Genomic DNA, 13736 nt, shown 5'->3' with positions numbered 1-13736 from the left:
GGTCGAACCGGACCGCCTGTGCGCGGATGTCGGCGGCCGACGCGTAGGGTGGCGGCATGACGACCTCGCTGCGGACGCCCGACGGGTACCGCACGCGGGGCCGGTCCGTGCCGGCCACGAGCGCGCGCGACCCTCGCCCGGTGCACGACCCGCCGCTCGAGACGGTCTATCGACCGCGGCATCCGGTCGACCTCGCTCGCACGGTGCTGATCCACCGCCGCGGCACCGGCGACCCCACCCACACCGTGGCCGGTCCCGTCATCTGGCGTGCCTCGCGCACACCGGAGGGCATCGCGACGCTGGCCCTCCGCCCGCACGCAGAAGGCGTGCGGGCCGCCGCATGGGGACCCGGATCAGCGTGGGCGCTCTATCAGCTGCCGGCGCTGTGCGGGGCGCACGACGATGCCGCAGACTTCGATGCGACGCGGCATCCGCTGGTCGCACGCGCCCATCGCCGCAATCCCGGCCTGCGCCTGAGCCGCAGCGACCTCGTCTTCGACGCTCTCGCCGGCGCGATCATGGAGCAGAAGGTGACCGGCATGCAGGCGTTCGCCGCGTGGCGGCGCCTGGTGACGTGGTGCGGTGAGCGGGCGCCCGGGCCGACGCCGCGTCCGATGTTCGCACCGCCGTCGATCGACGGGTGGCGGGGCATCCCCAGCTGGTCGTGGCACCGCGCGGGCCTCGAACCGCCGCAGTCGAAGACGATCGTCGCGGCCGCGCGTCAGGGCGAGGCCCTCGTCGCCGCGATCGAACGTGCCCCAGACGGCGAGGCCGTCGACCGCGTACTCGTGAGCCGACCCGGAATCGGCCCATGGACCTCAGCCGAGACCCGCATCCACGCCCTCGGCGACCCCGACGCGGTGAGTGTGGGCGACTTCCATCTCGCCCACGAGGTCGGGTACGCCCTCACGGGGCGCCGCGTCGACGACGACGGCATGGTGCGCCTGCTGGCGCCCTGGGCGGGCCAGCGCCAGCGGGTCGTGCGGCTCATCGGGCTGAGCGGCGTACGCGAGCCGCGTCGCGGACCGCGCCTGCACCCCGAAGACCACCGCGACCGGTGACACGCACCCTGTCGAGCGGGCAGGATGGACGCATGCTGGAACAGATTGAGAATCTTCCCGACGGCGTCATCGGCTTCCGCGCGACCGGAAAGGTCGACGCCTCCGACTACGAGACCGTGATGGACCCCGCTGTCGACGCGGTGATCGCCGACGGCGGCACCGTCAACTGCGTGTACGTCATGGGCGAGGGCTTCGAGGGCTACACGCTCGGCGGCGCCTGGCAGGACATGCTGCTCGAAGGCAAGCCGCACCACGTGTGGGGCCGGGCCGCGCTGGTCACCGACGATCACGCGATGGCGTCGATCGTACACGGCCTCGCTTTCCTCTTCCCCGGTCAGCTGAAGGTCTTCCCGCTGGCGCAGGAGCAGGATGCCGTCGCCTGGGCCGCCGGCGCCGACTCCTGAGCCGATGGCCGAGAACGGCAAGGGCTGGCCGCGCGGACGCCTGCAGTGGGTCTTCGGCACGGCGCTGATCCTCGCCCTCGGGGCCCTGTTCGGCCTGATCTTCGGCAACCTGTGGATCGGACTCGTGCTCGCCGGTGCGGTTTCGATCGGCTGGTTGATCGCCTACGAATCGTGGCGAGGCCGCACCCCCGACATGAACGACGAGGACGACAACGGGGCGCGCCTCTAGGCGTAGTAGAGAGCGACCGCGCGTCCGTCGATGACGCGCACGTCCACGGCTGTGCCGTACAGGTCGGCCAGCACGTCGGATCGCATGATGCCGGCAGGCCGGTCGTCGGCGACGACCCGGCCGCCGCGCATCGCGACGATGCGGTCGGAGTGCGCCGAAGCGAAGTTGATGTCGTGCATCACGACGACGATCCGCTTGTCGAGGTCGTCGGCCATGCGCCGCAGCAGCCGCATGATGTCCACCGCGTGGCGCAGATCGAGATTGTTGAGCGGCTCGTCGAGCAGCACGTAGCGGGTGTCCTGGGCGACCACCATCGCGATGAACGCCCGCTGCCGCTGTCCTCCCGACAGCTCGTCCAGGAAGCGCGAGCGCAGGTCGCCGAGGTCGAGGTAGGCGAGAGCGCGCTCGACGGCCTCGCGATCGTCGAGGCCGAGTCGCCCGCCGGCGTGCGGGAACCGGCCGAACTCGACGAGATCCTGCACGGTCAGCCGCGCGGTCAGGTGATTGTCCTGCCGCAGCACCGCGAGTCGGCGGGCGAGGTCGCGCGGCGGCGCGGTCGCCACGTCATGCCCGTCGACGGCGACGCGACCGGCCGTCGGCGAGATGAGGCGCCCGATCGCTGAGAGCAGGGTGGACTTGCCGGCCCCGTTCGGGCCGATGATGCTCGTCACGCCGACATCGCCGAGCTCGAGCGTCACATCGTCGAGCACGACCTGGGCGCCGTACCGGTGGGAGAGGTGGTCGACGGTGATCATCGGGCGCCCTTTCGCAGCACGAGGAAGAGGAAGAGGATGCCGCCGGCGAACTCGATCACCACCGACAGGGTCGTCTGCAGCGCGAAGACCCGCTCGAGCACGAGCTGTCCGCCGACCAGGCACGCGAATCCGACCAGCGCGGCCATCGGCAGGGTGTGGCGGTGGCGGAAGGAACCGGACAGCGCGTAGGCGAGGTTGGCGGCGATGAGGCCGAGGAAGAGCGTCGGTCCGACCAGTGCGGTGGATGCCGCGACCATGACCGCGACGATGGCGAACAGAACCGACACCGTGGCGCGGTGACGAAGGCCCAGGCCGATGGCCGCGGGAGCGCCGAGGGTGAGCACGTCGAGCCGGTCGTGCAGGGGCACGAGCGCAGCGAGGGCGGCACCGATGACGATCAGCGAGAACGTCAGCAGCTGCGGGTCGGGGCGTGTGAAGCTCGCGAAGAACGCATCCTGCAGCACGGCGAACTCGGCGGGGTCGATCATGCGCTGCAGCCACTCCGTCACCGAGCGGAAGAACACGCCGAAGACGATGCCCACCAGCAGCATGAGGTGGATCGACCGGCGGCGGCCCGCGAACAGCCAGCGGAACAGCACGACGGCGAACCCGGTCATCGCGACGATCTCGATGAGCCACATGAGCGTCGGGTCGGCGGTCGCCAGGGTGAGCGCTCCGAAGGCGAAGACGACGATCGTCTGGATCAGGAGGTACAGCGCGTCGAACCCCATGATGCCCGGGGTCAGGATGCGGTTCGCGGTGATGGTCTGGAACACGACGGTCGACGCGCCGATCGCCGCCGCGACGGCCAGCATCGCGAGCACGGTGCGGCCGCGCACCTTCAGCGCATAGTCGAAGGAGCCGGGGATGTCGGTGCACAGGTAGACCGCGACCAGCGCGACGACCACGGCCGCGACGACGGCGAGGCGCACCCCTGGACGCATGCCGCTCAGGCGGGCGTTCACGCGCCGGCCGAGGCCGGACCGCGGCGGTGCGACGACGGTGTCAGTGTGCACGGGAGCCCTTTCGCAGCAGCAGCCAGAGGAACAGCGCGGCCCCGATCGTGCCTGCGACGACGCCGAGCGGGATCTCGTAGGGGAACCGCACCAGACGACCGATGAGATCGCATGTGAGGATGAACCCTGCGCCGAGCACCGCGACCCACGGCACCGACCGCCGCACGTTGTCTCCGAGCACGAGGCTGACGATGTTGGGCACGACGAGGCCGAGGAACGGGATCATCCCGGCGGTGACGACGACGGATGCCGTGATGATCGCGACGACCGTGACGCCGAGGGCGACCACGCGGGCATGGTTCAGGCCCAGGTTGACGGTGAACTCCTCGCCGAGGCCGGCGACGCTGAAGCGGTCGGCGGCGATCCACGCCACGACCACCATCGCGGCGGCGATCCACAGGAACTCGTAGCGGCCCCGCAGCACCCCCGAGAAGTCGCCGGTCATCCAGGTGCCGAGCGTCTGCAGCAGGTCGGTGCGGTAGGCGATGAAGGTGGTGACGGCGCCGATGATGCCGCCGAGCATGATGCCGACGAGCGGGACGAGCATGATCTGGCGCACGGGCACGCGGCGCAGGATCGCGAGGAACAGGGCGGTACCCGCGAGCGCGAAGACCGCGGCGACGGCCATCTTCCCGGGCACCGGCATCGCCGGGGCCAGCAGGGTCGCGACCAGGATGCCGAGTGCGGCCGACTCTCCCGTGCCCGCGGTCGCGGGTTCGACGAAGCGGTTGCGCACGATCATCTGCATGATGAGGCCGGCGATCGCCATCGCAGCGCCGGCGAGGATGACGGCCACCGTCCGCGGGATGCGGCTCGCGAACAGCACGAGGGCGGCCTCGGAGTCGGCTCCTCCCGCGAGCAGCGCGAGCGGCGAGGCATCGGCGACACCGACGAACACGCTCGCGACGGCGAGCGCGGCGAGGCCGCACAGCGCGAGCACCCCCGCCCCGGCGCGGGTTGCGCGCGGGGTGGGGGTGACGGCGACGGGTGCGAGTGTCACCGGTTCAGGACAGGCCGTCCTGGACCTGGTCGATCATGGTGTTCACGGCGGTGATGCCGCTCATCACGATGTACCAGGGCGCCGGGTCGAGGTACACCACCTGGCCGCTCTGCCACGCCGAGGTCTGGGCGACGAGTTCGTTGTCGAGGATCTGCGCCGCGGTTTCGGTGCCCTCACCGGTGGCGGCGTCGCGGTCGACGACGAAGAACCAGTCGGGGTCTGTCTCGAGCAGGAACTCGAACGAGACCGGGTCGCCGTGGGTGGCAGCCTCCACGTCCTCGATCGCGGGGGTCACGCCGAGCTCGTCGTGCAGCCAGCCGAAGCGCGATCCCGGCCCGAAGGCCGTGACCTCCCCCGCCGACGTCAGCACGATCAGCCCAGAACCGGCGTCCGCGGCGGCATCCTGCGTCTCGGCGATTCGGTCCTCGATGGCCGTCAGCGCGGCCTCCGCCTCGTCCTGCACGCCGAAGATCTCGCCGAGCGTCTCGGTGTTGGTCTCGAAACTGCCGAGGAAGTCGGTCCAGTCCAGTGTCAGATCGACGGTCGGCGCGATCTCTGCCAGCTCGGGGTAGGCGGCGGCAGAGCGGTTGGCGACGATGATGAGGTCGGGTGCGGCGGCCTCGATCGCGGTGTAGTCGGGCTCGAAGAGCGTGCCCGCATCGAGGTACTCGTCCGACTCGTAGCCGGCCAGGTAGGCCGGCAGGTTGCCCTTCGCGACCCCCGCGACCTCGACCCCGAGCGCGTCGAGGGTGTCGAGGCTCGCGAGATCGAGGACGATCACCGTCTCGGGGTTCGCCGGCAGTTCTGTCACGCCCTGCGCGTGCTCGATGGTGAGGGTCTCGGGTGCGGCGGCCGCCGCGGGGTCGGCGTCGTCGCTGCCGGTGGCGCAGCCGGCGAGGACGACGGCAGAAGCGAGGGTGAGGGATGCCGCGGTGAGCGGGCGGGCAGTGCGCATACGAGTACTCCAGACACAGGTGTGAGCGGCGACACGGAGCCGTCGCGCAGGCGCGCCGAACGGCTCCGACGGCGTCGTCGTGATGGACAGGCCGGGCCGTGTCACCCGAGGTGCGGCCCCGCCGCGAGTTAGGTTAGCCTAACCATTATGACGCTGTCGACCACCGGCTCCACGGATGCCCCGACCCGACCCTTCCGCCTTGAGATGCGCGGCCTCGACGTGCGGTTCCGAGCCGTCCGTCTCGCCGCGCGCGAGTGGCTGACGCCGTCGTACGTGCGCGTGCGTCTCGAGGGGGACGACCTGCGCGGCTTCGACTCCCCCGGTTCCGACGACCACATCCGCGTGTTCTTCCCCGACGGCGCGCCCAGCTCGGTCGAGGAGCTGCGGGCCGCACCGAGCCGGGAGTACACCCCGCTGGCGTGGGGCGACGACTGGCTCGAGCTCGAGTTCGCGATCCACGGCGACCAGGGCGTGGCGGCGCCGTGGGCGGCCACCGCTTCGCTCGGCGCCGCCGCGGGCATCGGGGGACCTCGCGGCGCGAAAGTGCTCACCGGACGCCCGGATGCCTGGTTGCTCGCCGGCGACGAGACGGCCGTGCCGGCGATCCGGCGCTACGTCGCGCTCATGGACGCCGATGCCGTGGGCCACGTGCTCATCGAGGTTCCCGACGCCGCCCATGCGCTCCCCGTGGACGCGCCGTCGGGCGTCGTCGTCGAGCAGGTCCTGCGCGGCGACGCGCCCGCCGGATCGGCCCTGACCGCCCGGCTCGAAGCGCTCGGTGTCGACGAGCGTCCCGCGGGAGCGGTCTTCGGCTTCGTCGCCGCCGAGCAGGCGATCGTCAAGCCCGGCCGGGCGCTGCTCCTGGACCGCTGGTCCCTGCCTGCGGACGAGGTGACGGTCAAGGGGTATTGGAAGCGCGACGAGACCGAGTACCACGCGCCGCATTGAGCGCCGCGGCGGCCGTCGCCCTACCCGAGGAGCTCGGGACGGACGAACTCGCGGCCGTGAACGTGCTCGTCGAGGAACGCGAAGACCGTCTGGTACCAGATGACCGTGTGCTGCGGCGAGAGGATCCAGTGGTTCTCGTCGGGAAAGTACAGGAACCGGTGCGGCAGCCGACCGTCGTCATCGGCGTGATGCTCGGCGAGTTCCGACCACAGACGCAGCCCCTCGCCGATCGGCACGCGATAGTCCTTGTCGCCGTGGATGACGAGCATCGGCGTGCGGATCTCTGCGACGCTGTGGTGCGGTGAGTGCGATGCCATGCCTTCCGCGGTGAAGATGCGACTCCAGAACTCGGAGTCGTCGGTCGTCGGGCCGAACTGGTCGAGCGCCCACAGGCTCGCGTGCGTGACGATCGCCCGGAAGCGGTCGGTATGCCCGGCAACCCAGTTCGCCATGTAACCGCCGAACGAACCGCCCATCGCCGCCGTCTTGTCGGCGTCGATGTCGTCGCGCGCCACGACGGCATCGGCGATCGCCATGAGGTCGGTGTACGGCTCCCGGCCCCACGCGTTCCAGCCCCGCGCCACGAACTCGAGGCCGTAGCCGGTCGACAGCCCGGGATCCGGCAGCAGCACCGCATAGCCGCGCGCCGCGGCCAGCAGCGGAGCCCAACGCCAGCTCCACGCGTTCCAGCTCGCGAACGGACCGCCGTGGATCCACAGCAGCAGCGGCGCCGGGGTCGCGGCATCCGCCCCCTCGGGAAGCACCAGCCAGCCGCGGATCCGGGTGCCGTCCGAGGCCTCGGTCTCGACCTCGGTCAGCTTCGCCGTCGTCGAGGGCACGGGGGCCGGCGTGGCCAGGGGCGTCACCGCCCCGTCGGCGTCGATACGGACCGGATGCGGCGACTCGACCCAGCTGGAACGGAGCGCGACGTAGCCGCCTCGCGCGCGGTCCACCCCGACGTGCGAGTAGGCGTAGTGGTCGTCGGTCAGCTGCAGGACGGGGGCGCCGTCGAGCGGCAGACGGAACACCGGGCCACGTCCGTCCTGGTCGGCAGTCGCGATCAGCGCGGTGTCATCGGCATCGAAGACGAGCTGGGTCGGCCAGCGATCCCAGTCCGCCGCGACGCGTCGCGCACCCGAGCCGTCGAGCGCGCACACCCAGACGGCGGCGTCGAACGGGCGTTCGGCCGAGCCGCGGTCGCGGCGGACGAAAGCCAGCGTCTGTCCGTCGTGGCTGACCACCGGCTCGCCGAAGTCCACGCCGTCCTCGTCGAAGAGCACCGCCCGCTCGCCGGAGGCGACATCGATCGCGACCAGGATGCTGCGCGACCCGCGCGGCAGGCTCCGCCGCATCCCGGCGAACAGCGTCGCGCCGTCGGGCGTGAGCGCCGCGCCCTCGACGTCGGCCGAACGCCGGGGCGCAGGCGTCAGGTCGCGCGGGCGCGGCAACGACGAGGGATACGGCGTCGAGGCATCCATCGTCGCCTCCGCGTCTTCGGCGGCCTCATCGGCCACCGCGGCCGCGATCGTGTCGTCGAGCGCTGAGAGGTCGAGGGCGAGCAGATGAGGGTCGGCCGGACCGAGGTCATGGTCCCAATGACGCACCGGATAGGCGTCGTGCAGGATGGCCGACACCTTCTTGTCTTTGCGCTTCTTGCGCAGCACGGCTTCGTCCTCGAGCGTGGTCGCGGCCGGAAGCAGATCGGCCGAGACGATGACCGAGGCCGACGCCTCGGCCACGGCCGCCAGCGACGACACTCCGCCCGCGAGCCGCGTGACCGGGCGGGCCTCGCCGCCCGCCGCCGGCAGCAGCCACAACTGGCCGGCCTCGGGCGCGTCGTCGCCATCAGGACGCGCCGAGACGAAGAGCACGTCGCCGCCGGCGGTGAAGGCGGCGCCCGCTTCGCCCTTGGCCGAACGGGTGAGTCGGCGAGGGCCGCCCGACCCGTCGGCGGGCACCTCCCACAGCGATCGCTCGTAGCCGGTGGCATCCTTCCTCAGCGCCGCGACGGTGAGCACGGCTCGCCTGCCATCAGGAGAGAGGGCGAGAGCCTCCACACGGGGCAAGGCGATATAGGAGTCGAGGTCGTCGAACGCAGAAGCCGGCATGACCTCCACGCTAGCCGGGGGCGCCGCCGCTGCGCCGGTTCGGCCAGGATGGAGGAGGACGGAAGGGGTCGGGGTGCGCATCGCAGTCGCAGGCGGGACCGGCATGGTCGGCGCGCACGTGGTCGAACTCGCTCGACACCGAGATCACGACGCCGTCGTGCTGGCCCGCAGCCACGGGGTCGACCTCATCAGCGGCATCGGACTCGGCGAGGCGCTGGCGGGCGTCGATGTGGTGATCGACGTCTCGAACGTGTCGACGCTGCGCACCGATGCATCCGTGTCGTTCTTCGCGGGCGCCGCCAAGAGCCTGCTGACCGCGGAGCGTGCCGCCGGTATCGGTCACCACGTCGCACTGTCGATCGTGGGTGCGGATGCGGCGCCCGAGGGGTATTACGCGGGCAAACTCGTACAGGAGCGACTGATCGAAGCCGGCGAGGTGCCGTGGACGATCCTGCGGGCGACGCAGTTCCACGAGTTCGCGGCGATGCTCTACGTCACCGCGAAGGTCGGCTCGGTGCGGGTCGCCCCGCGAGGTCGCCTGCAGCCGATCGCCGCGCGCGAGGTCGCCGCCCATCTGCTCGATCTCGCCGAGGGCAAGCCGGTCGGCCGCGCCGCCGAGATCGCCGGGCCGCGCGAAGAGAGCCTCACCGCGATGGTCCGCACGTACGCGTCTGCCGTGGGCTATCGCCGGCGCATCCCGTCCGTGGCCCTGCCCGGAGCACTCGGGCGCGCTCAACGGGACGGGTCGCTGCTGCCCGGCCCCGGCGCGATCCTCGGCCACCAGACCTTCGACCAGTGGATCGATGCCCTGCCCGACGCGTGAGCCGGGCGGCTACATCTCCTCGTGCGTGTCGGGGTCGGCTCCCCACAGGCGTCCCCGCTCGAGCCCCGAGATCGCGGCGATCTCCTCGTCGGTGAGCGAGAACCCGAACACGTCGGCATTCTCGACCTGACGGTCGGCGTCCGCAGACTTCGGAATGGGCGTGGAGCCGAGCTGCGTGTGCCAGCGGAGCACCACCTGGGTGGGCGTGACGCCGTGGATCTCGGCGGTCTCGCGCACGACCTGCTCGGTCAGAAGCTCGCTGCGCCGCGCGAGCGGGCTCCAGCTTTCGGTGCGGATGCCGTGCTCGGCGTGGAACGCGCGCAGCGCGCCCTGCGGGAAGTACGGATGCATCTCGACCTGGTTCACCACGGGCGTGACGCCGGTCTGGTCGATCAGGCGCGTGAGCATCCGCGCGGTGAAATTCGACACGCCGATCGAGCGGACCAGCCCCCGTTCCCGCGCCTCGATCATCCCCCGCCACGTGTCGACGTACTTGTCGACGCTCGGGTTCGGCCAGTGGATCAGCTGCAGGTCGATGCGCTCCAGTCCGAGCGCGGCAGCCGACCCCTCGATGCTGGCGATGGCCGCGTCGTATCCGTGGTGGCGCCCGGGGATCTTCGAGGTGATGAGCAGCTCGTCGCGGCCGACCTCGCTCGCGCGCACGGCCTCGCCGACCTCGGCCTCGTTCTCGTAGTTCACGGCGGTGTCGAGCATCCGGTACCCGGCGCCGATCGCCGCGACCATCGCCTCGACCCCGGCGGGGCCTCGCAGGTTGTACGTGCCCAGTCCGAGCTCGGGGAACCAGGTGCCGTCGTCGAGGGTCACGGTGGGGATTGTCAGCATGTGTCCATCCTGCCGCCCTCCGCACCGGGCTGGGGCGTTCAGCCGACTCCGATGAGCTCGGAGGCGTGCGAGTCGGCGATCACACGATCGAGGGCACGCGTGAGATCGTCGGTCAGATCATCCACGTGCTCGAGCCCGACCGAGAGCCGCACGATCCCGGCCCCCGGCTTGGCGGCTGCGACCACGGGTCGATGCGTGAGCGACGCGGGGTGCTGGATGAGCGTGTCGACGCCGCCGAGCGAGACGGCGTGCGTGATCAGATCGCACGACTCCGCGACCATCGCCGCCGCCCGGTAGCCGCCGACCAACTCGATTGCGAGGATCGACCCCGGTCCCTCGAACTGGCGCCCGAGCAGGCCGGCCGGATCCTGGCCCGGCAGACCCGGGTAGAGCACCCGTGCAACGGCGGGGTGCCGGCCGAGACGCTCGGCGAGGACACCCGCGGTCTGCTGCTGGGCGCGCACCCGGACCGGCAGCGTGCGCAGTCCGCGATGGAGCATGTAGGCCGCGAAGGGGTGCAGCAGCCCGCCGGTGAGCGCACGCACCTGGCGCAGGCGCTCGACCCACCTCTGCGGCGCGGCGACGACCCCGCCCATCACGTCGCCGTGACCACCGAGATACTTCGTGGCGCTGTGGAGCACCAGCGTCGCACCGAGGCGAGCGGGCTGCTGCAGGACCGGTGTCGCGAACGTGTTGTCGACGAGCACGGGCACATCGCCGGCCTGGGCGACGACCGCGGCGATGTCGACGAGTTCGAGCGTGGGGTTCGCCGGGGTCTCGATCACGACGAGACCGGTGTCGGGCCGCACGTGGCGGGCGACGTCATCGGCGTCGGCCCAGCTCACCTCGGTGCCCAGGAGGCCCGTCTCGAGCACGTGGTCGGTACCGCCGTACAGCGGACGCACCGCGACGACATGCGGCGTTCCCGCCGAGGTGATCGCGATCAGACAGGCCGACAGCGCGGCCATGCCGCTCGCGAAGGCCACAGCGGCCTCGGTGCCCTCCAGGTCGGCGAGCGCCTCCTCGAAACGCGCGACGCCCGGCTGCCAGAGGCGCTGATAGACCGCGCTGCGCCCGGCGCCGAGGTCGTGACCGGTGGCCAGCTCTTCGTAGGACAGACCGCCGACCTCCACGTCCGCAAGGGCATTGGTCGTGGACAGGTCGATCGGGGGCACATGCCCGCCGGCAGCCCGAAGTCCCTGCATTCCACCGTGCACCGCGCGTGTTTCGATCCTCTGTGACATGGTGTGATTTCAGCAGATCCGCCATCTGCATTCAATCGATGTCGCAGAAACCGCGTAATCGACGTTGATCCTCGCGTATCCTGCGATCACGCCCACCGAGGAGGCATCCGTGTCGAACGACATTGAACTCGACGGCACCGACCGGGCGCTGCTGCGCGCCCTCTCTCGCAACGCCCGAGCGTCGGGAGCCGCCCTGGCGGCCGCCGTGGGCGTGGCGGAGTCGACCGTATCGCTGCGAATGCGGCGACTCCAACGATCCGGGGTGATCCGCGGCTACCGCGTCGAGCTGGACAGCGATGTGCTGGGCGCGACGGTGCAGGCGCTCATCGCGGTACGACTGGCCAAGCACAACCGCGACGAGATCGAGGCGTTCCGCGCGATGGCCTCGTCGCTCCCGGGTGTCATGGCCCTCTTCCACATGGCCGGCGCCGACGACTACCTGCTGCACGTGCTCGCACGCGACTCGGGTGAGTTGCGCGAGTTCGTGCTCACGCACCTCACAGGGCATCCCGCGGTGGCCCACACCGAGACCAACCTCGTCTTCGAGCACGCCGACGCCGACGGATGGCTGCAGCTGCTCGACTGAGCCACGGCCCCGTCCGACCTGTCGTCGTCACACCGATGTCGCGGCTTCGCGACCCCGGCTACCCTCATTGTCATGAGCGCTCCGATCGATGCCACGACCACGCCCGCCTGGGACGAGCTCGCCTCGCTGCGCGACGGGTTCTCACCCGACCTTCGCGGCTGGTTCGCCGACGACCCCGGCCGAGTCGAGCGCCTGAGCTTCGATCTCGCCGACCTGCACGTCGATCTGTCCAAGAACCTCGTCACCGACGAGGTGCTGGCCGCCCTGGTGCGCCTCGCCGAGCAGACCGGCGTCGCGGACCATTACGCGGCGATGCTGGCAGGCGAGCACATCAACACCACCGAAGACCGTGCGGTGCTGCACACCGCCCTCCGGCGGCCCGCCGGAGCATCCCCTGCGCTCGTCGTCGACGGGCAGGACGTCGACCACGACGTGCACGCGGTGCTCGACGCGATGGATGCCTTCGCCGACCGCGTCCGCTCGGGCGAGTGGAAGGGCGTCACCGGCAAGCGCGTGCGCACTGTCGTCAACATCGGCATCGGCGGCTCGGATCTCGGCCCGGTCATGATCTACGAAGCGCTCAAGCCCTACGCGGATGCCGGTGTCGAAGCCCGCTTCGTCTCGAACATCGACCCCACCGACATCGCCCAGAAGACAGCCGACCTCGACCCCGAGACGACGCTGTTCATCGTCGCGTCGAAGACCTTCACGACGCTCGAGACCCTCACCAATGCGCGTCTCGCGCGCGACTGGCTGTGGTCGCGCCTCGCCGAGAACGGCGCGATCGGCGACGACGAGGCATCCCGCACCGACGCCGTCGCTCACCACTTCGTGGCCGTGTCGACGGCGCTCGACAAGGTCGCCGCGTTCGGCATCGACACCGACAACGCGTTCGGCTTCTGGGACTGGGTGGGCGGCCGCTACTCCGTCGACTCGGCGATCGGGCTGTCGCTGGTGATCACTCTCGGGCCCCGCGCGTTCCGCGACCTGCTCGCCGGCTTCCACAGCGTCGACGACCACGTGCGCACGGCTCCCCTCTCGCACAACGTGCCCGTGCTGATGGGGTTGCTGAACGTCTGGTACACGAACTTCCTCGGGGCGCAGTCGCACGCGGTGCTGCCCTACGCTCAGCAGCTGCACCGGTTCGCCGCCTATCTGCAGCAGCTGACCATGGAGTCCAACGGCAAGTCGGTGCGCTGGGACGGCTCGCCCGTGACCACCGACACCGGCGAGGTCTTCTGGGGCGAGCCCGGCACCAACGGCCAGCACGCCTTCTACCAGCTCATCCACCAGGGCACGCGGCTCATCCCGGCCGACTTCATCGCCTTCGTGAACCCCGCCTACCCCCTCGATGACGGCAGCCGCGATGTGCACGGTCTGTTCCTGGCGAACTTCCTCGCACAGACCAAGGCCCTGGCGTTCGGCAAGACCGCTGCCGAGGTCGAGGCCGAGGGCACGACCGGCGCGCTCGTCGCGGCCCGCACATTCGCCGGCAACCGACCGACGACCTCGATCTTCGCGCCCGCTCTGACCCCCGCCGTGCTCGGCCAGCTCGTGGCGCTCTACGAGCACATCACGTTCACGCAGGGTGTCGTCTGGGGCATCAACTCGTTCGACCAGTGGGGCGTCGAGCTCGGCAAGCAGCTCGCCCTGCAGATCGCCCCGGCGATCGAGGGCGACGCCGACGCGCTCGCCGCGCAGGATGCCTCGACCCGCGCGCTGCTGGATTACTACGCCGCCCACCGCGAGGGCTGACCGGTGCCC

Annotated in this window: 14 protein-coding genes; 7 read left to right on the top strand and 7 right to left on the bottom strand. The window is 71.0% G+C overall.

Annotated elements, in window-relative coordinates:
- Positions 1 to 56: 56 nt before the first annotated feature.
- The 3 genes from ABD663_RS13930 to ABD663_RS13920 are packed head-to-tail and all read left to right on the top strand — an operon-like array spanning position 57 to position 1694.
- Complete coding sequence (locus ABD663_RS13930) at positions 57 to 1061, top strand: DNA-3-methyladenine glycosylase family protein (RefSeq protein WP_344739545.1); 1005 nt, start codon at positions 57 to 59, stop codon at positions 1059 to 1061.
- Between the two features lie 32 nt (positions 1062 to 1093).
- Entirely contained in the window at positions 1094 to 1465 is a 372-nt protein-coding gene (locus ABD663_RS13925) for a SpoIIAA family protein (RefSeq protein ID WP_344739543.1), read from the top strand.
- 4 nt (positions 1466 to 1469) lie between these two features.
- Positions 1470 to 1694, top strand: coding sequence for a hypothetical protein (locus ABD663_RS13920; RefSeq protein ID WP_344739541.1), 225 nt, complete (start codon positions 1470 to 1472; stop codon positions 1692 to 1694).
- Here ABD663_RS13920 and ABD663_RS13915 read toward each other — a convergent pair.
- From ABD663_RS13915 to ABD663_RS13900, 4 genes are read right to left on the bottom strand one after another with little or no spacing between them, the layout of a single operon-like run.
- Complete coding sequence (locus ABD663_RS13915) at positions 1691 to 2449, bottom strand: iron ABC transporter ATP-binding protein (protein WP_344739539.1); 759 nt, start codon at positions 2447 to 2449, stop codon at positions 1691 to 1693. The two genes, ABD663_RS13920 and ABD663_RS13915, sit on opposite strands and share 4 nt — an antisense overlap.
- Entirely contained in the window at positions 2446 to 3465 is a 1020-nt protein-coding gene (locus tag ABD663_RS13910) for an iron chelate uptake ABC transporter family permease subunit (protein ID WP_344739537.1), read from the bottom strand. Before ABD663_RS13910 ends, ABD663_RS13915 begins: the two co-directional genes overlap by 4 nt.
- Positions 3455 to 4465 (bottom strand): ABC transporter permease, encoded by a 1011-nt coding sequence (locus ABD663_RS13905; protein WP_344739535.1) that lies wholly within the window; start codon positions 4463 to 4465, stop codon positions 3455 to 3457. Before ABD663_RS13905 ends, ABD663_RS13910 begins: the two co-directional genes overlap by 11 nt.
- 4 nt (positions 4466 to 4469) lie before the next feature.
- Positions 4470 to 5420, bottom strand: coding sequence for a siderophore ABC transporter substrate-binding protein (locus tag ABD663_RS13900; protein WP_344739533.1), 951 nt, complete (start codon positions 5418 to 5420; stop codon positions 4470 to 4472).
- Positions 5421 to 5567: 147 nt separating this feature from the next.
- Between ABD663_RS13900 and ABD663_RS13895 the strand changes: the two genes are divergently transcribed.
- Positions 5568 to 6368, top strand: a complete 801-nt coding sequence (locus ABD663_RS13895; RefSeq protein WP_344739531.1) for a siderophore-interacting protein — start codon at positions 5568 to 5570, stop codon at positions 6366 to 6368.
- 20 nt (positions 6369 to 6388) lie between these two features.
- Here ABD663_RS13895 and ABD663_RS13890 read toward each other — a convergent pair whose 3' ends face one another.
- Entirely contained in the window at positions 6389 to 8476 is a 2088-nt protein-coding gene (locus tag ABD663_RS13890; protein ID WP_344739529.1) for a S9 family peptidase, read from the bottom strand.
- Between the two features lie 73 nt (positions 8477 to 8549).
- On the opposite strand from ABD663_RS13890, the gene ABD663_RS13885 reads away from it, so the two are divergent.
- Entirely contained in the window at positions 8550 to 9299 is a 750-nt protein-coding gene (locus ABD663_RS13885; protein ID WP_344739527.1) for an SDR family oxidoreductase, read from the top strand.
- A 9-nt stretch (positions 9300 to 9308) separates the two neighbouring features.
- Here the strand turns inward: ABD663_RS13885 and ABD663_RS13880 are convergent, their stop codons facing one another.
- Positions 9309 to 10142, bottom strand: coding sequence for an aldo/keto reductase (locus tag ABD663_RS13880; protein ID WP_344739525.1), 834 nt, complete (start codon positions 10140 to 10142; stop codon positions 9309 to 9311).
- Positions 10143 to 10180: 38 nt separating this feature from the next.
- The gene (locus ABD663_RS13875; RefSeq protein WP_344739523.1) at positions 10181 to 11386 is read right to left on the bottom strand and encodes a trans-sulfuration enzyme family protein; all 1206 of its coding nucleotides are present in this window, start codon (positions 11384 to 11386) and stop codon (positions 10181 to 10183) included.
- Between the two features lie 109 nt (positions 11387 to 11495).
- Between ABD663_RS13875 and ABD663_RS13870 the strand changes: the two genes are divergently transcribed.
- Together ABD663_RS13870 and pgi are read left to right on the top strand one after the other, a co-directional pair.
- The gene (locus tag ABD663_RS13870) at positions 11496 to 11972 is read left to right on the top strand and encodes an Lrp/AsnC family transcriptional regulator (RefSeq protein ID WP_344739521.1); all 477 of its coding nucleotides are present in this window, start codon (positions 11496 to 11498) and stop codon (positions 11970 to 11972) included.
- Positions 11973 to 12044: 72 nt separating this feature from the next.
- Positions 12045 to 13727: a glucose-6-phosphate isomerase gene (pgi, locus tag ABD663_RS13865; protein WP_344739519.1), complete on the top strand. Its 1683-nt coding sequence runs from the start codon at positions 12045 to 12047 to the stop codon at positions 13725 to 13727.
- Positions 13728 to 13736: the final 9 nt, after the last annotated feature.

It is taken from the genome of Microbacterium awajiense (assembly GCF_039536545.1).
In the GTDB taxonomy this organism is placed as follows: Bacteria; Actinomycetota; Actinomycetes; order Actinomycetales; family Microbacteriaceae; genus Microbacterium; species Microbacterium awajiense.
The sequence above is the reverse complement of the archived record's forward strand: the minus strand, read 5'-3'. Positions and strand labels throughout refer to the sequence as shown.

Coding starts and splice junctions, on each gene's coding strand:
- ABD663_RS13875 (WP_344739523.1), bottom strand. CDS start 11,386: ATGTCACAGAGGATCGAAACACGCGCGGTGCACGGTGGAATGCAGGGA.
- ABD663_RS13925 (WP_344739543.1), top strand. CDS start 1,094: ATGCTGGAACAGATTGAGAATCTTCCCGACGGCGTCATCGGCTTCCGC.
- ABD663_RS13920 (WP_344739541.1), top strand. CDS start 1,470: ATGGCCGAGAACGGCAAGGGCTGGCCGCGCGGACGCCTGCAGTGGGTC.
- ABD663_RS13895 (WP_344739531.1), top strand. CDS start 5,568: ATGACGCTGTCGACCACCGGCTCCACGGATGCCCCGACCCGACCCTTC.
- ABD663_RS13915 (WP_344739539.1), bottom strand. CDS start 2,449: ATGATCACCGTCGACCACCTCTCCCACCGGTACGGCGCCCAGGTCGTG.
- pgi (WP_344739519.1), top strand. CDS start 12,045: ATGAGCGCTCCGATCGATGCCACGACCACGCCCGCCTGGGACGAGCTC.
- ABD663_RS13900 (WP_344739533.1), bottom strand. CDS start 5,420: ATGCGCACTGCCCGCCCGCTCACCGCGGCATCCCTCACCCTCGCTTCT.
- ABD663_RS13930 (WP_344739545.1), top strand. CDS start 57: ATGACGACCTCGCTGCGGACGCCCGACGGGTACCGCACGCGGGGCCGG.
- ABD663_RS13880 (WP_344739525.1), bottom strand. CDS start 10,142: ATGCTGACAATCCCCACCGTGACCCTCGACGACGGCACCTGGTTCCCC.
- ABD663_RS13890 (WP_344739529.1), bottom strand. CDS start 8,476: ATGCCGGCTTCTGCGTTCGACGACCTCGACTCCTATATCGCCTTGCCC.